The sequence below is a fragment of the Blautia sp. 210820-DFI.6.14 genome, from assembly GCF_020558815.1.
GTDB classification, from domain to species: domain Bacteria; phylum Bacillota; class Clostridia; order Lachnospirales; family Lachnospiraceae; genus Blautia_A; species Blautia_A obeum.
Genome location: NZ_JAJCKS010000018.1, coordinates 14,073 through 34,127 on the forward strand (window position 1 = coordinate 14,073; position 20,055 = coordinate 34,127).

Sequence of the window (20,055 nt, forward strand, 5' to 3'; positions counted from 1 at the left end):
CACCTCCTTTTATTATTCAATCTCTGGAAATTATTATGCTTCTTCTACTTTTACAAGATGCTGAACCTGCTGGATCATTCCTCTTGTAGCTGCATTGTCAGGCATTTCAACTGTTTTGTGCATTTTTGTAAGTCCCATAGCTGCTACAGTTTTTTTGTGTTTCGGAACTGCACCGATTGGAGACTTAACAAGTGTAACTTTTAATGTGTTTGCCATTATTTTGTCCTCCTTATGCCAGAATCTCTTCTACAGATTTTCCGCGAAGTTTTGCAACTTCTTCCGGAGTTTTCAGTTTGCTTAATCCTTCGATAGTAGCCAGAACTACGTTCTGTTTATTTCTGGATCCCATACATTTTGTACGGATATTTTTGATTCCTGCAAGCTCGATGACTGCACGGGCTGGACCACCAGCGATAACTCCAGTACCTTCCGGAGCACGTTTCAGAAGCATTTCAGCACTTCCGAATTTACCTACATAGTCATGAGTGATGGAATTGTTCTCATCTCTTGCAACTGTAACCAGTTTTTTCATGGCATCTTCTTTTCCTTTGCGGATAGCTTCCGGAATTTCAGCTGCCTTTCCTAAACCTGCACCAACATGTCCGTTGCCGTCACCTACAACAACCAAAGCTGTGAAACGGAAGTTACGGCCACCTTTAACAACCTTGGTAACACGTTTGATTGACACTACTTTATCTTCTAATTCTAACTGACTAGCATCAATAAGATTATTTTTCATGTGTCTTTTTCCTCCCTTTTAGAATTTCAGCCCAGCTTCTCTTGCTGCGTCTGCCAGTGCCTTTACTTTACCGTGATAGATATAGCCTCCTCTGTCGAAGACAACGCTTTCGATACCTGCTTCAACTGCTTTCTTTCCGATTACAGTTCCAAGGTATGCTGCAGCTTTTACATCATCAGTATTTTCCAGTTCAGCTTTTACATCTTTCTGAAGAGTAGAAGCAGATACTAAAGTTTTTCCTACAGTGTCATCAATGATCTGTGCATACATATGCTTGTTGGAACGATATACTGCCAGTCTTGGAGTAGTAGCTGTTCCATTGAGATGATGACGGATTCTTCTATGTTTTTTCTCGCGAATTTCCGCTCTGGATGCTTTATTAATCATATTCTCACTCTCCTTATTTATTTCTTACCAGTCTTACCGACTTTACGTCTGATAACTTCATCAGCATACTTGATACCTTTGCCCTTATATGGCTCCGGTCTTCTCTTATCTCTGATTTCAGCTGCATACTGGCCAACTTTTTCTTTGCTGATACCGGAAACGATGATCTTGTTTCCATCAACTTTGGATTCCAGACCTTCTGGATCTTCCATCTCTACCGGGTGAGAATATCCCAGAGAAAGAACAAGTTTCTTGCCCTGTTTCTGTGCTCTATAACCTACACCGTTAACTTCAAGCTCTTTTGTGTAGCCTTCGCTTACACCGATTACCATATTGTGGATCAGGCTTCTTGTCAGACCGTGTAATGCTTTCATTTTCTTAAGATCATTTGGTCTTGTAACTACTACATGACCATCTTCTACTTTGATTTCCATTTCGGTTGGAAGTGCTCTTTCGAGTGTTCCTTTAGGACCTTTAACGGTTACTACGTTACCTGCAGCTACGCTTACTTCAACGCCTGCCGGGATAGCTACCGGAAGTCTTCCGATTCGTGACATAATATTGTCCTCCTTACTTAAATTGTCGGAGAAGGTACTTCCTTCTCTGTTTTCAGTGCATTAACCACTTAACAAGTACAAGTGCTGTACAAGTTTAGTGTGAAAGTACACCTCGACACTTAATGAGAAAGTCGATGCATTGCGCCGGCTGTCGAATTTAGTGACGATGGTGTTTCCTTCATCTATAAAAATCTGCTTGCAGATTTTTTACCTTACCAAACGAATGCAAGAACTTCTCCACCAACCTGAAGTTTACGAGCTTCTTTGTCAGTGATTACACCTTTGTTTGTGGAAAGAATTGCGATTCCAAGTCCGCCAAGTACTCTCGGGAGTTCATCTTTACCAGCGTAGATACGAAGACCTGGTTTGGAGATTCTCTTAAGTCCTGTGATGATCTTGTCGTTCTTTGTTTCACCATATTTCAGTGTGATGTGGATGGTTTTGAATACACCATCTTCGATCAGATCGTATTTTGCAATGTATCCTTCATCTACAAGGATGTTTGCGATTGCGATTTTCATTTTGGATGCCGGAACATCTACTGTATCATGTTTTGCAGTGTTAGCGTTACGGATTCTTGTAAGCATATCTGCGATTGGATCACTCATTGTCATGTTAGTTTCCTCCTAATTTTTCAGACTTTACATGTCGATATATTTTCTAAATCAAATTACCAAGAAGCTTTTTTAACACCCGGGATCTGACCTTTGTAAGCCAGTTCACGGAAGCAGATACGGCAGATACCGTATTTTCTCAGGTATGCATGTGGACGTCCACAGATTCTGCAGCGGCTGTATTCTCTTGTGGAGAATTTCTGTTTGCGCTGCTGTTTGATTTTCATTGCTGTTTTAGCCATTCGAATTCTCCTCCTTATTTAGCAAAAGGCATATTGAACTGAGTTAACAGCTCACGAGCCTCTTCGTCTGTCTTAGCAGTTGTAACGAAGATGATATCCATACCTCTTACTTTGTCTACCTTATCATACTCAACTTCTGGGAAGATCAGCTGTTCTTTAATTCCCAGTGCGTAGTTTCCTCTGCCATCGAAAGCGTTTGGATTAACACCACGGAAGTCACGTACACGAGGAAGAGCAAGGTTGATCAGACGATCAGCGAACTCATACATCTTCTCGCCTCTTAAGGTAACCTTACAACCGATTGGCATACCCTCTCTGATTTTGAAGTTAGCTACAGATTTTTTAGCTTTTGTTGCGATTGCTTTCTGGCCTGTGATCAGTTCCATATCAGCGATTGCTGCATCAAGAAGCTTAGCGTTTTCTTTAGCTTCACCAACACCCATATTGATAACGATCTTATCGAGTTTTGGCACTTCCATAACGTTTTTATATCCAAATTTTTTGGTCATGGCATCCATGATCTCATTTTTGTAAAGTTCTTTTAATCTACTCACCTGTCATGCCTCCTCTCTTAATTAATCGATAACTTTACCTGTTGCTTTTGCAACACGTACTTTTTTGTCTCCATCCATCTGGAATCCAACTCTTGTAGCTTTTCCGTCAACAACGAGCATTACGTTGGAAATATGAAGAGCAGCTTCTTTTGTTGTGATTCCGCCAGCCTGGTTTGCAGCTGATGGTTTGTTGTGCTTTGTAACCATGTTGATACCTTCAACGATTACGGTGTTGTCTTTTACGTTAACGGCAAGAACTTTTCCTTCTTTGCCTTTATCTTTTCCAGCGATTACTTTAACAGTATCGCCTTTTTTAATTTTCATAGCTGACATTAGGCACCCTCCTATAATACTTCCGGAGCTAAGGAAACGATCTTCATGAATTTTTTCTCACGAAGTTCTCTGGCAACTGGTCCAAAGATACGTGTTCCTTTCGGAGTTAAATCGTCTTTAATGATTACGGCTGCATTTTCATCGAAACGGATGTAAGATCCATCTTTACGACGAGCGCCTTTTTTTGTACGAACTACAACAGCTTTTACTACATCGCCTTTTTTAACAACACCGCCTGGTGTTGCATCTTTAACAGTAGCAACGATAGTATCACCGATGTTAGCATATCTTCTTGTAGAGCCACCCATAACACGAATACAAAGGATTTCTTTTGCACCAGTGTTGTCGGCAACTTTCAGTCTTGTTTCCTGCTGAATCATACTGGTTTCCTCCTTATTTCACTTTCTCTACAATTTCAACCAGTCTCCATCTTTTGTCCTTGGACAGCGGTCTGGTTTCCATAACTTTAACGGTATCACCGATATTGCACTCATTGTTTTCATCATGAGCTTTAAGTTTATATGTTCTCTTTACGATTTTTTTGTAAAGAGGATGTTTTACATGGTCTTCGATAGCAACAACAATGGTCTTGTCCATCTTATTGCTGACAACCTTACCCACACGGGTCTTTCTCAGATTTCTTTCCACGATTATTTCCTCCTATATATCACTATTTCGCAGCGTTTGCCTGCTCAGTGATTACTGTCTGGATTCTGGCAATATTTTTGCGAACCTCTTTGATTCTGCTTGTATTGTCTAACTGATTGGTTGCATTCTGAAATCTCAGATTGAAAAGTTCTTTTTTAGCAGCTACTAATTCTTCATTTAATTCTGCAGCTGATTTTGCCTTTAAATCTTCTACGAATTTATTAATTTTCACTGTTATCACCGCCTTCTAAGTCTGCACGAGAAACGATTTTACATTTACATGGTAACTTGTGCATCGCAAGACGTAATGCTTCACGAGCGATTTCTTCAGAAACGCCTGCGATTTCGAACATTACACGTCCTGGCTTAACAACTGCTACCCAGTACTCAAGGGAACCTTTTCCGGAACCCATACGTGTTTCTGCTGGTTTCGCTGTTACTGGTTTATCCGGGAAAATCTTAATCCAAACCTGGCCACCACGTTTGATATAACGAGTCATGGCAACACGGGCTGCTTCGATCTGATTAGATCTGATCCAGCAAGGTTCGGTAGCAACAAGACCGAATTCACCATAATTGATTTTGTTACCTCTGAGGGCTTTACCTTTCATGGTGCCACGGAACTGTTTACGACGTTTTACTCTTTTTGGCATTAACATTATTTATCGCTCCCTTCCTTATTTCCTTTAGTAGGAAGTACTTCACCGTTGTATACCCAAGCTTTTACACCAACTTTTCCGTAAGTTGTGTCTGCTTCTGCAAATCCGTAATCAATGTCTGCACGAAGTGTCTGAAGCGGAATAGTTCCTTCGCTGTAGAACTCTGTACGAGCCATATCAGCTCCACCAAGACGTCCAGATACGGATGTTTTGATTCCTTTTGCTCCAGCTTTCATTGTTCTCTGCATTGTAGATTTCATAGCACGTCTGAAGGAGATACGGTTCTCAAGCTGCAGTGCAATGTTTTCAGCAACAAGCTGAGCATCTCTGTCCGGTCTCTTTACTTCTTTGATATCTACGATCAGTTTCTTATCTGTATATTTCTGTAATTCAGCTTTAACTTTTTCGATCTCAGAACCGCCCTTACCGATTACGATACCCGGTTTAGCAGTGTAGATGATGATCTTAACTCTGTCAGATGCTCTTTCGATCTCGATTTTAGAAACACCTGCGCTGTAAAGTTTTTTCTTTAAAAATGTTCTGATATTATAATCTTCAACCAGGTAATCTGCAAAATCTGCTTCTGCATACCATCTGGAATCCCAATCCTTGATAACACCGACTCTAAGGCCATGTGGGTTAACTTTCTGTCCCATGCTTTTCCTCCTTATCTTTCATCCAGCACGATGGTGATATGGCTTGTTCTCTTCTCGATTCTGTAAGCTCTACCCTGTGCTCTTGGCTGAATACGTTTCATTGTAGGTCCTTTGTTTGCATAGCACGCTGCAACGTAGAGGTTATCTGCGCTCATTCCGTTATTGTTTTCTGCGTTTGCGATTGCTGACTCAAGCAGTTTCTTCAGAACGCTTGAAGCGTATCTCGGATTATATGTGAGGATACCAAGTGCTGTCTGCACGTCTTTACCACGGATTGCATCTAATACATAGCAGGCTTTCTGAACAGAAATTCTTGCATAAGATAATTTTGCAGACGGTCTTGTCTCTCTATTACTCTCATTTCTGGCTCTCTTAATCTGGCTTCTATGTCCCTTTGCCATTTTAAAGTGCCTCCTTTCCAATTTTTCGATATCTGGTAACACCGCCTTGCTGCCCCTTATGGGACAACAGGCAGATTATTTATTTTAAGTTTAATACTAGCGAACGCCGGATTTCTTTTCGTCTTTTCCGTGTCCTCTGTAAGTTCTTGTTGCAACGAACTCACCAAGTTTATGTCCTACCATATCTTCTGTTACATATACCGGCACATGTTTTCTTCCGTCATGTACTGCGATTGTATGTCCTACGAAGGACGGGAAGATAGTGGAACGACGTGACCATGTTTTGATCACAGATTTATCATTTGCAGCATTCAGAGCGTCAACCTTTTTAAGCAGGCTTGCGTCTGCGAAAGGTCCTTTTTTCAATGAACGAGACATTCTGTACCCTCCTTATTATTTTGATAAAGCTTTTCCATCGCGTCTTCTTACGATGAGCTTGTTGGACTGTTTGTTTTTCTTTCTGGTCTTCAGACCAAGAGCAGGTTTGCCCCATGGTGTACACGGGCCTGGGCGACCGATTCCGGTCTTTCCTTCACCACCACCATGCGGATGGTCATTCGGGTTCATTACGGAACCACGAACTGTAGGTCTGATTCCCATGTGACGTTTACGTCCAGCTTTACCAATGTTAACAAGGTTGTGATCGCCGTTACCAACAACACCGATAGATGCGCGGCATACAAGCGGAACCATTCTCATTTCTCCAGACGGTAATCTTAATGTTGCGTATTTTCCTTCTTTAGCCATCAGCTGAGCACCGTTACCAGCAGAACGAACCATCTGTCCGCCCTTTCCTGGGTGAAGCTCAATGTTGTGTACCATAGTACCAACCGGGATAAGTTCCAGTGGCAGACAGTTTCCTACACGGATTTCTGCTTCCGGACCGTTCATGACTTTCTGTCCGACTTTCAGTCCTTCTGGAGCAAGGATGTATGCTTTTTCACCATCTTCATAGCTGATCAGAGCGATGTTTGCTGTTCTGTTTGGATCGTATTCGATTGTCTTAACAGTAGCATGAATTCCATCTTTTCTTCTCTTGAAGTCGATGATTCTGTATTTTCTTCTGCTTCCGCCTCCGCGGTGTCTAACAGTGATTTTACCCTGGTTGTTACGTCCAGCATTTTTCTTCAGAGATACGACTAAGGATTTCTCAGGGGTACTTGTTGTGATCTCAGAGAAATCAGATCCAGTCATATGTCTTCTGGAAGGTGTATATGGGTTATAGGTTTTGATTCCCATGATGTTTCTCCTTTCGAATATTAGTTATCATGCTTTCCAGCATATATCTTCAGAAAGCGTGGATTATAATCCTTCGAAGATCTCGATATCTTTGCTTTCTTCTGTAAGAGCTACGATCGCTTTTTTAGTTTTAGCTGTTTTACCAACTGTAACACCGCGACGTTTTTTCTTTCCATCCATGTTCATGGTGTTTACGCTCTTTACTTTTGTTCCTTCGAACATTTTCTCAACAGCCTCTTTGATCTGAGACTTGTTTGCTTCCGGATGAACCAGGAATGTATATTTTTTCTCACCCATGGCGTTCATGGATTTCTCTGTGATTACAGGCTTGAGAATTACATCATAATATTTAATATCTGCCATTATGCGTATACCTCCTCAATGGATGCAACTGCGTCTTTTGTAACCACTACTGTATTGTGTTTCATAACATCATATACGTTGATAGTGTTTACAGTTGCAGTCTGTACATCTGCAATGTTTCTTGCAGAAAGAACTACTTTCTGATCATCATCAGCAGTTACAACAAGAGCTTTGTCTGCTTTCAGGTTTGTGAGAACCTTCTGCATTTCTTTTGTCTTTGCTTCTGCAAGTGCAAGGCTGTCAACAACAACCAGTTTATTTTCCTGAACCTTAGAAGTCAGAGCGGATTTCAGAGCTGCTCTTCTTTCTTTTTTGTTCATTTTTACTTCATAATCTCTCGGTACCGGAGCGAATACTACACCGCCGCCAGTCCACTGTGGTGCACGGATGGAACCCTGTCTTGCATGACCTGTTCCTTTCTGTCTCCACGGTTTTCTTCCGCCGCCGCTTACCTCAGAACGTGTTTTTGCTTTCTGAGTACCCTGGCGATTATTTGCAAGCTGACGAACAACAGCAAGATGAACCAGATGCTCGTTGATTTCTACTCCGAACACTGCATCGTTCAGTTCCATTGTTCCAACTTCATTGCCTTCCATATTATAAACTGTTACGTTTGCCATTCTGATGCTCCTCCTTTCTCATTATAAAGACTTTACTGTCTCTTTGATGGTCACCAGAGATTTCTTAGGTCCTGGAACAGCACCTTTCACTAACAGTAAGTTATTTTCTGTGTCAACGCGAACGATCTCAAGGTTCTGAACAGTAACCTGTACATTTCCCATGTGACCCGGCATGTGTTTTCCTTTGAATACTTTACTCGGATCGGAGCAAGCACCATTGGAACCAGCATGACGATGATATTTGGAGCCGTGAGCCATAGGTCCTCTGGACTGTCCATGTCTCTTGATAGCACCCTGGAAACCTTTACCTTTGGAAACAGCAGTTACATCGATGTGATCGCCGTCTGCAAAGATATCAGTTTTAATTTCCTGTCCTACAGTGTATTCTGCAGCATTTTCAAATCTGAATTCTTTTACAAATCTCTTTGCTGCAACACCAGCTTTGTCAAAGTGACCTTTTTCCGGTTTGTTAACCAGTTTTTCTCTGATTTCGCCATAGCCCACCTGAACTGCAGCGTATCCATCGTTTTCCTCTGTCTTAACCTGAGTTACAACGCATGGACCAGCCTGTAAAACGGTTACCGGGATTAACTGGCCATCTTCATTGAAGATCTGAGTCATTCCGACTTTTGTAGCTAAAATAGCTTTCTTCATTTCTTTCTTCCTCCTTATAGCGGATTACCAAAAAGGCAATCATATAGTTTTTTGAAACGCCCAAAGGGCATTTAAAACGAGTTTAAATTATTTTGTTTTCATCTTGATATCGATGTTAACACCAGCAGGCATTTCCAGTCTGGAAAGTGCATCAACTGTTTTCTGAGTTGGTGTCATGATATCGATAAGTCTCTTGTGAGTTCTCTGCTCGAACTGTTCTCTGGAATCTTTATATTTGTGAACAGCTCTTAAGATTGTAACAACTTCCTTCTTAGTCGGAAGCGGAACCGGTCCGCTAACTGTTGCTCCGTTCTTTTTAACAGTCTCGATGATTTTTGCTGCGGATGCATCTACTAACTGATGATCGTAAGCTTTTAATGTGATTCTCATTACCTGATTTGCCATAAAAAAAGTCTCCTCCTATTCGTACTCAATTATGCAGTACGACAAGCGGCGACTGTACACATCTCCGTGTGTGTCTTTCGACTTCTTTACACACGTCCATCCCGTTGATGGTTTCTGAACTTGTACAGTGACTTGTCGTCAGTTTCCTAACTTGACATTCGCTCCACGGAAAACCCGTCATATCCTGACGGCAACCTCGCGCTTCATTGCTATCATGTCACAGCAAGGATTATTATACACAAGGCATTTCACTTATGCAAGTCCTTTTTTCATTTATTTTTGTATTTTTATAAGTACAATTTTATTTATACTCTTTTACCCAGGAATTATCGTTCCAGTTATATCAAAAGCGGCTTCAGGAGTTTCTCCCGAGCCGCTTTCTGCGTTACTTCTTATATATAAGAAGTAATTATTTCTTATAATATGTAACATTTAAATTCAGATATTATTCGTTATCCTCTTCTTCATCATCTTCCCCTGCAATGATATCCGAATAATCAAACAATGTTACTTTTGTAATAGAGTCTCTTACGATATCAGGAGTATCTCCTGCCTTACGCGCTTTATTTGCCAGTTGAGCTGCTGAGCGTCTTGGAATCGCAAGTTTCTTGATTTCAACCTCTTCTTCCTCATCCTCCGGTTCTGTTTCAGCAAGATCGCTTTCGAGAAGCGAAATTCTCTCAGTAAGGTTGCCCGGTGCATCAAAGTAGTCATCCGGAAGTTCCTGGCTGTCATCTGCGGTTGCAGCGGCAATTTCTTTTTTCAGAAGCTCATGTGCCTCGCTTGTTGCAGCCTGCACATTTTGTGTCGGACGTACGGTTGGTTCCTGTTCCTGTGCTTCTTCATCAAGATCATCTTCATAGATTTCATCTACAAAACCGCCTGTACGGATTTTTTTTCTTTTTATCTTTTCCTCTTTTTTGGCACGTTTTTTCTTTTCTTTCTCTCCATAAAGAAGCTCGTTGTCTTCTTCCTTCATTTTTCTTGCACGCGCCTTTTCTTCCATTTTAAGTTCTTTAGAAGTTTTCACATGTCGTGTATCACCCTGAAGATCTTCATATTCATCTTCCGGCTCTTTTTTCCAGAGTTCCGCAATCACATATAATATAATGAGGAAAAGAATTACAAGCCCGAGGATGATCAGGCCTTCAATACTTTCTGTAGCTACAAGCAAATATCCAACAAATGGAATTGTAACTACGATCTTCGGTACCCAGTTCTTGACTGACACTGTGATATTCTGCTGTGCAGATGTTGTAGTATCGATCACTGTACCCGTATTATTTTCCCGATTTACACTTACCAGATTGTAACGATAAGACTTTCCATCTTCCTGGACAAGAATTGGTGTTCCCGCAGCAACGTCTTCTGTTTTTACCGGTATTGCATAGGTCACAGAACCTACTGGCAGATTTGTAGCCTTATCTGACGAATCCATAATAACTGTTCTTACCCCAAAGAATGGCGGCAGAGCCAGTCCAAGAACACACACGATCGTACAAATAACAAAGAAATGTACAATAAATTTCAAAAATTTTGACATTGGTATCTCCTTTGCTTTGGTTCACCTTTTATTAAAAGCATTGCCCTGGAATCGGTCTTCTTCCCGGCAATGCTCTTTTATATTATAGAATAACGAATCCTGATTACTGATTGCTCAAATAATTTTCAATGCTCTTCATTGCGTCCTCTTCATCTTCCCCATTTGCAGAAAGAGTAATTTCTTCTCCCGCATCAAGACCAAGTGTCATCATTCCCATGATACTTTTTGCATTGACTTTTTTTCTTCCAATCTCAACGTAGATCTCACTGTTAAACTGACTGGCAACCTGAACCAGCTGCGCAACTGGGCGCGCTTCAAGTCCTGTAGACAGGTGAATAGTGATTGGTTTTTTAATCATAATAAATCCTCCTCGTTCATCCGCAGTTCATCGGCTATCTCACTTAATTTTCTCAGCCGGTGATTAACCCCTGATTTTCCAACCTGCGGATTTAACATCATTCCTAGTTCTTTAAGTGTGGCCTCCGGGTACTGCAATCTCAGTTCTGCAATTTCTGCCAGTCCTTCGTTCAGATTATGAAATCCTTTTTTCTGTTCGATCAGCCTGATATCTTCGATCTGTTTGACTGCCGCGTTCACCGTTTTATTGATATTTGCTGTTTCACAGTTTACTTTCCGGTTGACGGAATTACGCATCTCCTTCAGGATCCGGATATTCTCCAGATTCATCAGTGCCACATTTGCTTCCATAATTGCCAGCATATCTACGATCTGCGCGCCTTCTTTCACATAGACCACATATGACTTCTTACGCAGCACGATCTTCGCATCGATCTGAAAACTACAGATGATTTCTTGCAAATGCGCAGCTTTTCTCTCATCCTGAGTAACGATTTCAAAATGATACCCTTTTTCCGGATCGCTGATCGATCCGGATGCAAGAAAAGCACCCCGGATAAACGCCCGCTTACAGCAGCTCTGCTGCGTGAGCAATGCATTCTCCGTATATAACGTTTCTCCGTCACCCTCATTCACCGAAAGTTTCGTTCCCTGAAGGACAGTCTCCACCTGTCCGGGATCTGCGATCTCCACATAATACACATTTCCCTTCTTCATCTGACGACTCTCGCGAATGGCTATTTCTGTTTCTATATTAAATGTTTTTTGTAATAAAGTAAAGTACTTTCTCACCACAGCATCATTTTCTGTCTGAAACCGCAGTATCCCTGCGGCAGTCATTTTGCCACAGGCACTGAGCAATGCTGCAATTTCTGCAATCCGGCAGTGTCTTGCCGTGCTGATCTGTCTGGAAAGTTCTTCTTTCACCATCCCCGAAAAAGACATTTCCATTTCTCCTGTTCTGCTACTCTGTTTCGTTACATTTCGATTTGCTCACAGCATCTCTACTTCTTCAGAAGAGCGTCCTTACCGATATCTCTGTGTTCCAGCCGTATTCCATATTCACGCTTCTCCACCAGTCTGTTATACAGAACCCTTGCCAGTGTCACAGATCTGTGTTTTCCTCCGGTACATCCTATTGCAATGACCAGACTTGTTTTGCCTTCCTTCGCATAATTCGGAATCAGAAATTCAACCATATCTTCCAGTTTCTGAGCAAACTGTCTGGCCGTTTCATTATCCATCACATAATTATAAACACCCTCATCCATTCCCGTCTGCGGTCGCAGTTCATCTACATAATACGGATTTGGAAGAAAGCGGACATCAAAGACCAGGTCTGCATCTTCCGGTATTCCATACTTAAATCCGAAAGAAAGAACAGATATCATCATATTACTGAATTTTCCGTTATCAACAAAAATATTATTCAGTTCCTTCTTCAGTTCTCTGGTCAGCAGATGTGTTGTATCTATAATATAATCTGCCCTGTTGCGTAAAAATTCTGTTTTTATACGTTCCAGCCTGATTCCATCATCCACTCTTCCTGTCATGGCAAGCGGATGGCTTCTTCTTGATTCTTTATATCTTTTGACAAGTACTTTATCATCCGCATCAAGAAAAAGGATCTCAAAAGTATGTCCTTCTGCTTTCAGTCTGTCAAGCACAACTTCCAGTTCTTCAAGAGCCCGTCCGCTGCGTGCATCAATACCTATCGCAGCGTTCTGTACTTCTTCATCCTGTGATGTCGCCATCAGCGAGACAAATTTCCCGACAAGCGCGATCGGCAGATTATCTACACAAAAATATCTCGCATCCTCAAGCATTTTCAGTGCAGTAGATTTTCCTGCTCCTGACATGCCGGTAACAATTACAAGCCGCATGTTTTATCTCCTGTTAAAATTCTCCCAGAAATTTCACTTCCGGTTCAAGTGTCACTCCAAATTTAGCATATACAATCTCTGTTACATGCTTCATCAGGCTGCGTACATCTTCAGCAGTAGCGTCTCCTGTATTGATCACAAAGCCACAGTGTTTCTCCGATACCTGGGCTCCACCCACGCGATACCCCCGCAGTCCGCTGTCCATGATCAGTTTGCCGGCAAAATATCCTTCCGGTCGTTTAAATGTACTTCCAGCACTTGGGTATTCCAGCGGCTGTTTCGATGTACGCTGCTCACTGAGCTTTCTGGTCAGCATTTTTATTTCCTCGAGATTGCCTTCTTTAAGAGAGAGTACCGCACCCAGAACAATATATCCTGCTGTTTTTATGATGCTCGTTCTATATCCCATCTGAAGTTCTTCTGCCGGAATCTCAAAAACCTTTCCGCTCTGGTCCATTACCATTACTTTTCGAAGAACATCTTTCATTTCTCCACCGTACGCCCCAGCGTTCATGACCACTGCTCCGCCAAGCGTCCCCGGAATTCCTCCGGCAAATTCAAATCCTGTCAGTGATGCTCTTCTGGCAGCTACAGCAATCGTAGAAAGCAGTGCTCCCGCTGATGCATGGATCTCCGTACCTTCTACTTTTACTTCTCCGAAATTACGGTCCAGCTGAATCACAACCCCCCGGTATCCTCTGTCACTGACAAGAAGATTGCTTCCATTTCCAAGAATAAAATACGGGAGATCTTCTGTCCTGCAGATTTCCAGTATTCTTTGCATCTCTTCAAGATTCCCAGGCATAACAAATACTTCTGCCGGACCGCCGATTCGAAAAGTTGTATGACGTTTCATCGGTTCTTCCAAAAGCACTCGATCACTTCCAAACTCCCGGCAAAACTTCTGTTTTATTTCTTCATTCACAGATTTTGTCCCCTATCTTTCTATTCAGTTAATATCCTTATTTATTTCTTGTTTTCTCCGCCAGCAGGTCTTTCACCACCTCTGCAGATACCAGCATTCCTGCTGTTCCCTGCACAAACGAAATGCTTCCGCTTCCTTCCGACGCCCGGTCGGTATTGTTATCTTTCATTATCCTGCTGTTCTTTTCCTTACGGATTTTTTCACGAGAATATAACACCTTGACTTTTCGGACGTTTTTTTTGCGAAGCTCGACACGAATAGTTTTCGCAAACGGATCATTGCTTACCCTGGAAATATCTGCGATCTCAAGTCTTGCCGGATTCAGTTTGTTTTCTGTCGTGAGACATGAGATCACCGGAACTCCACAGGCTTTTGCCTGTTCGATCAGAAGAATCTTGGATGCCAATGAATTCATCGCATCTACAATATAGTCATACGCCTTCAGATCAAACATCCCTGCTGTATCATTACTATAATATGTTTCATAGGTATGCACCAGAATATCCTCATCAATGTCACGAATATGTTCTTTTGCTACCTGAACTTTTTTGCGGCCTATTGCCGAACGCAATGCATATAACTGCCTGTTGATGTCAGTCAGAGAAATATCTTCATGATCAACAAGTGTAAGGCTTCCAACTCCACAGCGTGCAAGAGCTTCCACCACATACGAACCGATACCACCAATGCCGAACACTGCGATTTTCGCACTGCCAAGCCGTTTCACACCTTTGGTTCCAAGCAGATTTTCCATTCTGGAAAATGCATCGTACATGTGTAAACCTCCTCCTGTTTTTTCATTATTTATTAAAAATTCTCTATCTCCACCCTAACTAAAGCTCATTATACTATCCACACAAAAGAATGTACAGTTTTTCATACTTTTTTTACAATCCGTGCATGAATCATGAACAGTTCCATATACTACTGACATTAACTGTGTTCTTTTGCTTTTCGATTGGCAATAGCCTTCTCATTATATGCATAAATAACGTAAAAGTCAAAAGAAAACCATGTTTTTTACAAATAAATTTTTTTATTCCAAAAATTGTTAAGGAAAGGATGGATTACATGTCAGAAGAAAAACAACGCGAAAAACAGAAAGCATACGAAAAATACGTAAAAAAGATCACTCCTGTTCACAATCTTCCGTTAAACATGCTGAAAGCATTCCTGACTGGCGGACTGATCTGTGTTCTCGGTCAGCTTATCCTGAACACCGCATCTTCTATAGGAGCTGACAAAGAAACTGCCGGAAACTGGTGTTCTCTTCTGCTGATCTTTATCAGTGTTATTCTGACTGGTCTGAATGTTTATTCTAAAATAGGAAAATTCGGCGGTGCCGGAGGGTTGGTCCCTATTACCGGTTTCGCCAATTCTGTTGCCGCATCGGCTATCGAATACCGTGCAGAAGGTCAGGTCTTCGGAATCGGCTGCAAGATTTTCACGATTGCCGGCCCCGTCATCCTGTATGGCATTTTAAGTTCCTGGCTTCTTGGCCTTATTTATTATGTATACAAACTCCTGGAGGTGATCTGATGAATTCCGGAACTCTGCTCGGGAAGGCAAGTATCTCTTTTTCCCGCCCCGTTTATATTCAAAGCTGCGCGTCCGTAGTTGGTCCCAAAGAAGGGGATGGTCCTTTAAAAAACTGTTTTGATATGATCTGTGATGATCCGATGTTCGGAGAAAAGAAATGGGAAGCTGCTGAAAGTGCCATGCAAAAAGAGGCCGCTGTTCTTGCGATCGGAAAAGCCGGTCTTACACCGGATGATATTCGATTTGTCTTCGCTGGTGACCTGCTCGCCCAGACCATTGCTTCTTCCTTTGGTATTGCAGAAATGGGAATTCCATTCTTCGGTCTGTATGGTGCCTGCTCTACAATGGGAGAATCACTCTCTCTTGGAGCTATCGCCGTATCTGCCGGATATGGGCATCACATTCTCTGTGCCACCTCCAGCCATTTTGCCACTGCCGAAAAAGAATTTCGTTTTCCTCTTGGTTACGGCTGTCAGCGCCCTCTTTCCGCTACCTGGACTGTTACCGGAAGCGCTGCCTGTATTCTCAGTCCAGAGGCCCCTCATCCATCAGAAATAGTCGGTTCTTCACTTCTCAGAAGTACCCTCGGATCTGTAGCGATCACCGGAATCACCACAGGAAAAGTCATTGATTTTGGCTTTCGTGATTCTCTCAACATGGGTGGCTGTATGGCTCCTGCCGCATGTGATACCATTTACCGGCATTTTGAGGACTTCGGGCGTTCTGTAAATGACTACGATGCTGTTCTGACAGGAGACCTCGGTGTTGTTGGACGGCAGATCCTTCTCGATCTTCTGAAAGAAAAAAATATAGATCTGTCATCCGTCCATCAGGACTGTGGTCTGCTGATATACGATAACCAGAAACAGGATACACATTCCGGCGGCAGCGGCTGTGGCTGTGCAGCCTCTGTACTTGCCGCCTATATTCTTCCCCGTGTCGTGTCCGGCTTTTGGAAACGTGTCCTCTTTGTACCGACCGGCGCCATGCTTTCCAAAGTCAGTTTTAACGAAGGCGAATCTGTTGCCGGAATCGCCCACGGAGTTGTCATCGAACACATCAGTAAAGAAACGGAGGTCTGACCATGGATTATTTTAATGCATTCTGGGTAGGTGGACTGATCTGTGCTCTTGTACAGATTCTTCTGGACAAAACCAAGCTGCTTCCGGGCCGTGTTATGGTCCTGCTCGTCTGCTCCGGTGCTGTCTTGAGTTTTCTGGGCTTTTACCAGCCTTTTATAGAATATGCAGGCGCAGGTGCCAGTGTTCCACTTCTTGGATTTGGAAATATTCTGTGGAAAGGCATGAAAAAAGCGATCGATGAAAACGGTTTTCTCGGTCTGTTCACTGGTGGTTTCACTGCCTGTGCCGTTGGTGTTTCTGCCGCATTGATTTTTTCATATCTGGCAAGTCTGATTTTTCATCCCAGAATGAAAGAATAATAAATTCCCCATTTGTCTGCCACCAGCGAACATCTGTAAATTATTCTATTGCGTTCTCTGTCCTTTTCGTTTATAATGTACCCTGTTATCATTTTAAAACGTTAAAGGAGTAGAAATATGAAAAAGCTTTGGAACAAATGGACAGACATCGCTCTGGTAAAGCGAATCCTGGTTGGACTGATTCTCGGTGCTATCCTCGGAATCGCTGTACCAGGGGCGACCGGCATCGCAATCCTTGGAGATGTCTTTGTAAGTGCACTTAAGGCGATCGCACCACTTCTGGTATTCTTTCTTGTTATCAGTTCTCTGTGTAACGCAGGTAAATCTCACGGCGGTGTCATCAAGACAGTTATCATACTTTACATGTTCAGTACTGTACTTGCCGCAGTCATTGCCGTATTTGCAAGTATGGCATTTCCTGTAAAACTGACACTTGCCACTGCTGCCACTACAGATGCAGCAGCACCGCAGGGTATTGTCGAGGTTCTCAACAATCTCCTTCTGAATCTGGTTGCCAACCCGGTATCTTCCCTTGTGAACGCAAACTATGTCGGCATCCTTATGTGGGCAATTCTTCTTGGCCTTGCATTCCGTGCTGCCAATAACATGACCCAAAATGTACTTAAAGATGTTGCTGATGGAATTTCCACAGTTGTTACCTGGATCATCAATATGGCTCCATTCGGTATCTTCGGTCTTGTATTCAACACAGTATCTACCAATGGCCTGGATATCTTCACAACATATGGAAAACTGCTTCTTCTGCTTGTCGGATGTATGCTTTTTATCTATTTTGTAACAAACCCTCTTCTGGTATACTGGTGTATCCGCAAGAATCCATATCCGCTGATCTTCCACTGTCTGAAGAGAAGTGCTCTGACTGCTTTTTTCACAAGAAGTTCTGCAGCCAATATCCCAGTCAATATGAAAGTCTGTGAAGAAATGGGACTTGACCGTGATACATATTCTGTAACGATTCCTCTTGGTGCAACGATCAACATGGACGGTGCTGCCATCACGATCACTGTCATGACGATGGCAACCGCCTTTACCCTTGGCATTCATGTAGATATCCCTACTGCAATCATCTTAAGCCTTCTGGCTGCTCTGTCAGCCTGTGGTGCATCTGGTGTTGCCGGTGGTTCTCTGCTTCTGATTCCGATGGCATGCTCCCTGTTTGGCATCTCAGATGATGTCTCCATGCAGGTCGTTGCAGTAGGATTCATCATCGGAGTGATCCAGGACTCTGTAGAAACAGCCCTGAACTCTTCATCCGACCTTCTTCTCTCTGCTTCTGCTGAATTCAGACAGTGGCGATTCGAAGGAAAAGAAATCAAATTCTGATCAGATCAGACATTCACGAAAGCCCCGGCATTAATCTGTCGGGGCTTTTTGCTGCCATTTCATCCTTTCTTTGTATACTTTTGTCTACCATCTTTTCCAGAAAAACAATCCTGCCCCGAAGCCTTTTCCAAGTGCTAACATCAGCACAAACACCGCCAGGTATCGAACGATTCTTGCCCGGCGCATAAATATCGGAAACACATTCAGGATTTCTGCAAGTGCCATAGCCCAGCATCCAACAAAAATTCCTCCAAACAGTCCAAATATCCCAAGGAATATGGAACGTCCCGGCAAATGGACCTCAAAAATCTGAAACAAATTTCCCAGTACAGCACCAGCAGAAACCATATCTTCATAAAACAGGATGTGCTTTGCAGTATGTGTACGGTCAGCAAAATCAGAGATCACTCCCAGTTCCACAATAAAGGAGAACACACCTCCTGCAACAACCATTCCTGCGCTGATACCGATCAGTGCCAGAAACACATTTCGCCACCACATTATCGATCACCCACTTCAAGTTCTTCTTTTCTTCTGGATGCATTTTCTACGAGTGCCGTCTGAATATCATTTTCATAGAGACGCATCTGCACCTCCATCGGAGTCGGATCGACTGTAAATCGTTTTTTACCAAAATGATTAAAAAAGACCAGGATTCCAAATGTCAGTCCAATAGAATATGTGACTTCCAGAACAGTGAAGCCATCACTTTGTTTTCCCATCACAAGTTCATATATCTGACCAAACAGTTTTGTTCCACCCACATCATTATTAAATGCCATGATTGAAAATGCCGAGCCAAAAAAGATAATTGCTGCCACAACTGCCACTTTGAGGATATGCCAGAGATATGGCGGAGTTTTCTGATTTTCGTATGTCACGATAATATCCGCTTCTCCAAGATTCTGCACTTCTACTTCAGGGTACGCAGCATGGATACAGGCAATGATTTCCAGTACAGAGACCACATACCGCTGTTCTCTGTTTCCATGAAGCTTCAGTATCTTTACTGTCTGAAGTTTCGGCAGAAATTTTTTATCGGAACATTCCATGCTGACAATATCCTTCAGAAACACATCCTGTTCTGTCACTTCAACATTGCGGTCTCCTTTTATATAAAGTGTTATATTTTCGGAAGCCATACTTTCATCTGTCCTTTCTTTTTTTACAGGACATTTTGTCCGATATATACAGTATCTTTATATTCAGCAATTTTATACTTCCGTTTTATCCTGTATCTCTTTTTTGAGTCTGTGTAAGATTCTTTTTTCCATTCTCGAAACCTGCACCTGTGATATTCCCAGCCTCTTTGCCACCTCCGTTTGTGTCATATCACAGAAATAACGCATGCAGATCAGCCTTCTTTCTTCTGTTCCCAATATATTTAGTAATTCTTCCAGAAAGATTTTGTCCAGTATTCTTTCCTGCCTGTTTTCCTTCTCCGGAAGCTTGTCCAAAAGCTGCAATTCCGTTCCTTCCCCCTGATGTATAGGACGATAGATTGATTCTACTTCTGTTGCTGCATCCGATGCCATGGCAATTTCCTCCGGTGTCATTCCCAGCTCTTCTGCCAGCTCTGTCACCGTCGGCTCCCTACCCAGATTCTTTTCCAGTTTTTCCCGCATTTTATAAATGCGATATTGATTTTCTTTTATGCTGCGGCTGACCTTCAGCATCCCGTCATCTCGCAGGAAACGTTTGATTTCTCCCGCAATCATTGGTACTGCATACGTAGAAAATTTCACATCATATGACAGATCAAATTTATCTACTGCTTTCAAGAGTCCGATACTGCCAATCTGAAACAAATCTTCCATCTCTGCACCTCTTCCCAGGAATCTGTGTGCAACACTGTAGATCAGTCCTGTGTTTTCATGGAACAAAATGTCTCTTGCTTCTTTATCCCCCTGGTGCGCACGCCCGATCAGGGCAACGGTATCCCAGGTCATTTT

The 20,055-nt window shown here is 42.5% G+C and carries 33 protein-coding genes; 4 read left to right on the plus strand and 29 right to left on the minus strand.

The window, feature by feature from the left end:
• Positions 1-33: 33 nt before the first annotated feature.
• From rpmD to LI112_RS12580, 26 genes are all read right to left on the minus strand, one after another.
• A complete protein-coding gene (rpmD, locus tag LI112_RS12455; protein WP_008707273.1) occupies positions 34-216 on the minus strand; it encodes a 50S ribosomal protein L30 in 183 nt (60 codons plus the stop codon).
• Positions 217-229: 13 nt separating this feature from the next.
• Entirely contained in the window at positions 230-739 is a 510-nt protein-coding gene (gene rpsE / locus LI112_RS12460; protein WP_005424995.1) for a 30S ribosomal protein S5, read from the minus strand.
• 18 nt (positions 740-757) lie between these two features.
• Positions 758-1,126, minus strand: a complete 369-nt coding sequence (rplR, locus tag LI112_RS12465) for a 50S ribosomal protein L18 (protein WP_005424994.1) — start codon at positions 1,124-1,126, stop codon at positions 758-760.
• A gap of 17 nt (positions 1,127-1,143) precedes the next feature.
• Positions 1,144-1,683, minus strand: coding sequence for a 50S ribosomal protein L6 (gene rplF, locus LI112_RS12470; protein ID WP_005424992.1), 540 nt, complete (start codon positions 1,681-1,683; stop codon positions 1,144-1,146).
• A gap of 212 nt (positions 1,684-1,895) precedes the next feature.
• Positions 1,896-2,297: a 30S ribosomal protein S8 gene (gene rpsH / locus LI112_RS12475; protein WP_005424990.1), complete on the minus strand. Its 402-nt coding sequence runs from the start codon at positions 2,295-2,297 to the stop codon at positions 1,896-1,898.
• A 56-nt stretch (positions 2,298-2,353) separates the two neighbouring features.
• Positions 2,354-2,539 (minus strand): type Z 30S ribosomal protein S14, encoded by a 186-nt coding sequence (locus LI112_RS12480; RefSeq protein ID WP_005424988.1) that lies wholly within the window; start codon positions 2,537-2,539, stop codon positions 2,354-2,356.
• Positions 2,540-2,553: 14 nt separating this feature from the next.
• A complete protein-coding gene (gene rplE / locus LI112_RS12485; protein WP_044925691.1) occupies positions 2,554-3,093 on the minus strand; it encodes a 50S ribosomal protein L5 in 540 nt (179 codons plus the stop codon).
• Positions 3,094-3,114: 21 nt separating this feature from the next.
• Complete coding sequence (gene rplX / locus LI112_RS12490) at positions 3,115-3,426, minus strand: 50S ribosomal protein L24 (protein ID WP_005424986.1); 312 nt, start codon at positions 3,424-3,426, stop codon at positions 3,115-3,117.
• Positions 3,427-3,437: 11 nt separating this feature from the next.
• Entirely contained in the window at positions 3,438-3,806 is a 369-nt protein-coding gene (rplN, locus tag LI112_RS12495; protein ID WP_005424985.1) for a 50S ribosomal protein L14, read from the minus strand.
• Positions 3,807-3,819: 13 nt separating this feature from the next.
• A complete protein-coding gene (rpsQ, locus tag LI112_RS12500; RefSeq protein ID WP_008707264.1) occupies positions 3,820-4,074 on the minus strand; it encodes a 30S ribosomal protein S17 in 255 nt (84 codons plus the stop codon).
• Positions 4,075-4,096: 22 nt separating this feature from the next.
• Entirely contained in the window at positions 4,097-4,306 is a 210-nt protein-coding gene (gene rpmC, locus LI112_RS12505; RefSeq protein ID WP_022067328.1) for a 50S ribosomal protein L29, read from the minus strand.
• A complete protein-coding gene (rplP, locus tag LI112_RS12510; RefSeq protein ID WP_005424982.1) occupies positions 4,296-4,733 on the minus strand; it encodes a 50S ribosomal protein L16 in 438 nt (145 codons plus the stop codon). The genes rpmC and rplP overlap by 11 nt, the downstream gene beginning before the upstream one ends.
• The gene (gene rpsC / locus LI112_RS12515) at positions 4,733-5,389 is read right to left on the minus strand and encodes a 30S ribosomal protein S3 (RefSeq protein ID WP_005424980.1); all 657 of its coding nucleotides are present in this window, start codon (positions 5,387-5,389) and stop codon (positions 4,733-4,735) included. Before rpsC ends, rplP begins: the two co-directional genes overlap by 1 nt.
• 11 nt (positions 5,390-5,400) lie before the next feature.
• Positions 5,401-5,790 carry a 50S ribosomal protein L22 gene (gene rplV, locus LI112_RS12520; protein WP_005424978.1) on the minus strand — a complete coding sequence of 130 codons (390 nt, stop codon included), beginning with the start codon at positions 5,788-5,790 and terminating at the stop codon, positions 5,401-5,403.
• A gap of 96 nt (positions 5,791-5,886) precedes the next feature.
• Entirely contained in the window at positions 5,887-6,168 is a 282-nt protein-coding gene (rpsS, locus tag LI112_RS12525; RefSeq protein ID WP_008707255.1) for a 30S ribosomal protein S19, read from the minus strand.
• A 15-nt stretch (positions 6,169-6,183) separates the two neighbouring features.
• Positions 6,184-7,029 (minus strand): 50S ribosomal protein L2, encoded by an 846-nt coding sequence (rplB, locus tag LI112_RS12530; RefSeq protein ID WP_044925688.1) that lies wholly within the window; start codon positions 7,027-7,029, stop codon positions 6,184-6,186.
• A gap of 63 nt (positions 7,030-7,092) precedes the next feature.
• Positions 7,093-7,392, minus strand: a complete 300-nt coding sequence (rplW, locus tag LI112_RS12535) for a 50S ribosomal protein L23 (protein ID WP_005424975.1) — start codon at positions 7,390-7,392, stop codon at positions 7,093-7,095.
• Positions 7,392-8,012: a 50S ribosomal protein L4 gene (gene rplD, locus LI112_RS12540; RefSeq protein WP_005424974.1), complete on the minus strand. Its 621-nt coding sequence runs from the start codon at positions 8,010-8,012 to the stop codon at positions 7,392-7,394. Before rplD ends, rplW begins: the two co-directional genes overlap by 1 nt.
• A gap of 21 nt (positions 8,013-8,033) precedes the next feature.
• Positions 8,034-8,666, minus strand: coding sequence for a 50S ribosomal protein L3 (rplC, locus tag LI112_RS12545; RefSeq protein ID WP_005424973.1), 633 nt, complete (start codon positions 8,664-8,666; stop codon positions 8,034-8,036).
• Between the two features lie 87 nt (positions 8,667-8,753).
• The gene (gene rpsJ, locus LI112_RS12550) at positions 8,754-9,071 is read right to left on the minus strand and encodes a 30S ribosomal protein S10 (RefSeq protein WP_005424971.1); all 318 of its coding nucleotides are present in this window, start codon (positions 9,069-9,071) and stop codon (positions 8,754-8,756) included.
• Positions 9,072-9,516: 445 nt separating this feature from the next.
• Positions 9,517-10,614 (minus strand): hypothetical protein, encoded by a 1,098-nt coding sequence (locus LI112_RS12555; protein WP_005424970.1) that lies wholly within the window; start codon positions 10,612-10,614, stop codon positions 9,517-9,519.
• A gap of 103 nt (positions 10,615-10,717) precedes the next feature.
• Positions 10,718-10,972 carry an HPr family phosphocarrier protein gene (locus LI112_RS12560; protein WP_022389247.1) on the minus strand — a complete coding sequence of 85 codons (255 nt, stop codon included), beginning with the start codon at positions 10,970-10,972 and terminating at the stop codon, positions 10,718-10,720.
• The gene (whiA, locus tag LI112_RS12565; RefSeq protein ID WP_022389248.1) at positions 10,969-11,916 is read right to left on the minus strand and encodes a DNA-binding protein WhiA; all 948 of its coding nucleotides are present in this window, start codon (positions 11,914-11,916) and stop codon (positions 10,969-10,971) included. Before whiA ends, LI112_RS12560 begins: the two co-directional genes overlap by 4 nt.
• 59 nt (positions 11,917-11,975) lie before the next feature.
• The gene (rapZ, locus tag LI112_RS12570) at positions 11,976-12,854 is read right to left on the minus strand and encodes an RNase adapter RapZ (RefSeq protein ID WP_117627860.1); all 879 of its coding nucleotides are present in this window, start codon (positions 12,852-12,854) and stop codon (positions 11,976-11,978) included.
• Between the two features lie 13 nt (positions 12,855-12,867).
• The gene (gene murB, locus LI112_RS12575) at positions 12,868-13,779 is read right to left on the minus strand and encodes a UDP-N-acetylmuramate dehydrogenase (protein ID WP_022389249.1); all 912 of its coding nucleotides are present in this window, start codon (positions 13,777-13,779) and stop codon (positions 12,868-12,870) included.
• A gap of 37 nt (positions 13,780-13,816) precedes the next feature.
• Positions 13,817-14,554, minus strand: coding sequence for a ThiF family adenylyltransferase (locus LI112_RS12580; RefSeq protein ID WP_055056361.1), 738 nt, complete (start codon positions 14,552-14,554; stop codon positions 13,817-13,819).
• Between the two features lie 296 nt (positions 14,555-14,850).
• Here LI112_RS12580 and LI112_RS12585 point away from each other — a divergent pair, with 296 nt between their 5' ends.
• The 4 genes from LI112_RS12585 (at position 14,851) to sstT (ending at position 18,103) form a co-directional block, all read left to right on the plus strand.
• Positions 14,851-15,318: a SpoVA/SpoVAEb family sporulation membrane protein gene (locus LI112_RS12585; protein WP_044925684.1), complete on the plus strand. Its 468-nt coding sequence runs from the start codon at positions 14,851-14,853 to the stop codon at positions 15,316-15,318.
• A complete protein-coding gene (locus LI112_RS12590) occupies positions 15,318-16,400 on the plus strand; it encodes a stage V sporulation protein AD (protein ID WP_022388253.1) in 1,083 nt (360 codons plus the stop codon). The genes LI112_RS12585 and LI112_RS12590 overlap by 1 nt, the downstream gene beginning before the upstream one ends.
• Positions 16,401-16,402: 2 nt before the next feature.
• Positions 16,403-16,759 (plus strand): SpoVA/SpoVAEb family sporulation membrane protein, encoded by a 357-nt coding sequence (locus LI112_RS12595; RefSeq protein WP_005424961.1) that lies wholly within the window; start codon positions 16,403-16,405, stop codon positions 16,757-16,759.
• Positions 16,760-16,876: 117 nt separating this feature from the next.
• A complete protein-coding gene (sstT, locus tag LI112_RS12600; protein WP_022388254.1) occupies positions 16,877-18,103 on the plus strand; it encodes a serine/threonine transporter SstT in 1,227 nt (408 codons plus the stop codon).
• An 84-nt stretch (positions 18,104-18,187) separates the two neighbouring features.
• On the opposite strand, the gene LI112_RS12605 is transcribed toward sstT, so the two are convergent.
• The 3 genes from LI112_RS12605 to sigF form a co-directional block, all read right to left on the minus strand.
• Positions 18,188-18,604: a stage V sporulation protein AB gene (locus LI112_RS12605; protein WP_005424956.1), complete on the minus strand. Its 417-nt coding sequence runs from the start codon at positions 18,602-18,604 to the stop codon at positions 18,188-18,190.
• Complete coding sequence (locus tag LI112_RS12610) at positions 18,604-19,245, minus strand: stage V sporulation protein AA (RefSeq protein WP_022388255.1); 642 nt, start codon at positions 19,243-19,245, stop codon at positions 18,604-18,606. Before LI112_RS12610 ends, LI112_RS12605 begins: the two co-directional genes overlap by 1 nt.
• 72 nt (positions 19,246-19,317) lie before the next feature.
• Positions 19,318-20,052, minus strand: a complete 735-nt coding sequence (gene sigF / locus LI112_RS12615) for an RNA polymerase sporulation sigma factor SigF (protein WP_022388256.1) — start codon at positions 20,050-20,052, stop codon at positions 19,318-19,320.
• Positions 20,053-20,055 lie beyond the last annotated feature (3 nt).

Excerpts from the sequence above, each read along its gene's own strand:
- rpmD (WP_008707273.1), bottom strand. The coding sequence starts at position 216 with ATGGCAAACACATTAAAAGTTACACTTGTTAAGTCTCCAATCGGTGCA.
- rpsE (WP_005424995.1), bottom strand. The coding sequence starts at position 739 with ATGAAAAATAATCTTATTGATGCTAGTCAGTTAGAATTAGAAGATAAA.
- rplR (WP_005424994.1), bottom strand. The coding sequence starts at position 1,126 with ATGATTAATAAAGCATCCAGAGCGGAAATTCGCGAGAAAAAACATAGA.
- rplF (WP_005424992.1), bottom strand. The coding sequence starts at position 1,683 with ATGTCACGAATCGGAAGACTTCCGGTAGCTATCCCGGCAGGCGTTGAA.
- rpsH (WP_005424990.1), bottom strand. The coding sequence starts at position 2,297 with ATGACAATGAGTGATCCAATCGCAGATATGCTTACAAGAATCCGTAAC.
- LI112_RS12480 (WP_005424988.1), bottom strand. The coding sequence starts at position 2,539 with ATGGCTAAAACAGCAATGAAAATCAAACAGCAGCGCAAACAGAAATTC.
- rplX (WP_005424986.1), bottom strand. The coding sequence starts at position 3,426 with ATGTCAGCTATGAAAATTAAAAAAGGCGATACTGTTAAAGTAATCGCT.
- rplN (WP_005424985.1), bottom strand. The coding sequence starts at position 3,806 with ATGATTCAGCAGGAAACAAGACTGAAAGTTGCCGACAACACTGGTGCA.
- rplP (WP_005424982.1), bottom strand. The coding sequence starts at position 4,733 with ATGTTAATGCCAAAAAGAGTAAAACGTCGTAAACAGTTCCGTGGCACC.
- rpsC (WP_005424980.1), bottom strand. The coding sequence starts at position 5,389 with ATGGGACAGAAAGTTAACCCACATGGCCTTAGAGTCGGTGTTATCAAG.
- rplV (WP_005424978.1), bottom strand. The coding sequence starts at position 5,790 with ATGGCAAAGGGACATAGAAGCCAGATTAAGAGAGCCAGAAATGAGAGT.
- rpsS (WP_008707255.1), bottom strand. The coding sequence starts at position 6,168 with ATGTCTCGTTCATTGAAAAAAGGACCTTTCGCAGACGCAAGCCTGCTT.
- rplB (WP_044925688.1), bottom strand. The coding sequence starts at position 7,029 with ATGGGAATCAAAACCTATAACCCATATACACCTTCCAGAAGACATATG.
- rplW (WP_005424975.1), bottom strand. The coding sequence starts at position 7,392 with ATGGCAGATATTAAATATTATGATGTAATTCTCAAGCCTGTAATCACA.
- rplD (WP_005424974.1), bottom strand. The coding sequence starts at position 8,012 with ATGGCAAACGTAACAGTTTATAATATGGAAGGCAATGAAGTTGGAACA.
- rplC (WP_005424973.1), bottom strand. The coding sequence starts at position 8,666 with ATGAAGAAAGCTATTTTAGCTACAAAAGTCGGAATGACTCAGATCTTC.
- rpsJ (WP_005424971.1), bottom strand. The coding sequence starts at position 9,071 with ATGGCAAATCAGGTAATGAGAATCACATTAAAAGCTTACGATCATCAG.
- LI112_RS12555 (WP_005424970.1), bottom strand. The coding sequence starts at position 10,614 with ATGTCAAAATTTTTGAAATTTATTGTACATTTCTTTGTTATTTGTACG.
- LI112_RS12560 (WP_022389247.1), bottom strand. The coding sequence starts at position 10,972 with ATGATTAAAAAACCAATCACTATTCACCTGTCTACAGGACTTGAAGCG.
- whiA (WP_022389248.1), bottom strand. The coding sequence starts at position 11,916 with ATGTCTTTTTCGGGGATGGTGAAAGAAGAACTTTCCAGACAGATCAGC.
- rapZ (WP_117627860.1), bottom strand. The coding sequence starts at position 12,854 with ATGCGGCTTGTAATTGTTACCGGCATGTCAGGAGCAGGAAAATCTACT.
- LI112_RS12580 (WP_055056361.1), bottom strand. The coding sequence starts at position 14,554 with ATGTACGATGCATTTTCCAGAATGGAAAATCTGCTTGGAACCAAAGGT.
- LI112_RS12585 (WP_044925684.1), top strand. The coding sequence starts at position 14,851 with ATGTCAGAAGAAAAACAACGCGAAAAACAGAAAGCATACGAAAAATAC.
- LI112_RS12590 (WP_022388253.1), top strand. The coding sequence starts at position 15,318 with ATGAATTCCGGAACTCTGCTCGGGAAGGCAAGTATCTCTTTTTCCCGC.
- LI112_RS12595 (WP_005424961.1), top strand. The coding sequence starts at position 16,403 with ATGGATTATTTTAATGCATTCTGGGTAGGTGGACTGATCTGTGCTCTT.
- sstT (WP_022388254.1), top strand. The coding sequence starts at position 16,877 with ATGAAAAAGCTTTGGAACAAATGGACAGACATCGCTCTGGTAAAGCGA.
- LI112_RS12605 (WP_005424956.1), bottom strand. The coding sequence starts at position 18,604 with ATGTGGTGGCGAAATGTGTTTCTGGCACTGATCGGTATCAGCGCAGGA.
- LI112_RS12610 (WP_022388255.1), bottom strand. The coding sequence starts at position 19,245 with ATGGCTTCCGAAAATATAACACTTTATATAAAAGGAGACCGCAATGTT.
- sigF (WP_022388256.1), bottom strand. The coding sequence starts at position 20,052 with ATGACCTGGGATACCGTTGCCCTGATCGGGCGTGCGCACCAGGGGGAT.